The organism is Psychrobacter sp. TB20-MNA-CIBAN-0197, assembly GCF_040309765.1.
Classification (GTDB): Bacteria; Pseudomonadota; Gammaproteobacteria; order Pseudomonadales; family Moraxellaceae; genus Psychrobacter; species Psychrobacter submarinus.
The window spans coordinates 1-234 of record NZ_JBEOPC010001424.1 but is presented as its reverse complement, the minus strand read 5'-3'; the positions used below and the strand labels follow the sequence as shown (position 1 = coordinate 234).

Genomic DNA, 234 nt, shown 5'->3' with positions numbered 1-234 from the left:
CCGTCGGCAGGTCGCGTTCCAGCCCGGTCTCGAACGCCGCCGAGCGGCGCTGGCGCACGGCTTTTTCAATCGCATCGTAGCGCGCGAAAGTGCCGTCGCGGTCGGTGGCGATGGCCAGGTCGCGCACCTGTTGCCAGGTATCGGCGAAGCCGCCCTCGTCCACGCTCGTCGCGCCGAAAATCCCCCCGAGTACGACCCGCATCGCGGGGCTCAGTTGCTCCAGCGGCAGCGTGC

Annotated in this window: 1 protein-coding gene; it reads right to left on the bottom strand. The window is 70.1% G+C overall.

Features of this window, described 5'->3' with window-relative positions:
• Positions 1–234 (bottom strand): hypothetical protein (locus AAEY83_RS18660; protein WP_351061686.1); only part of this gene is annotated, 234 nt, incomplete at both ends.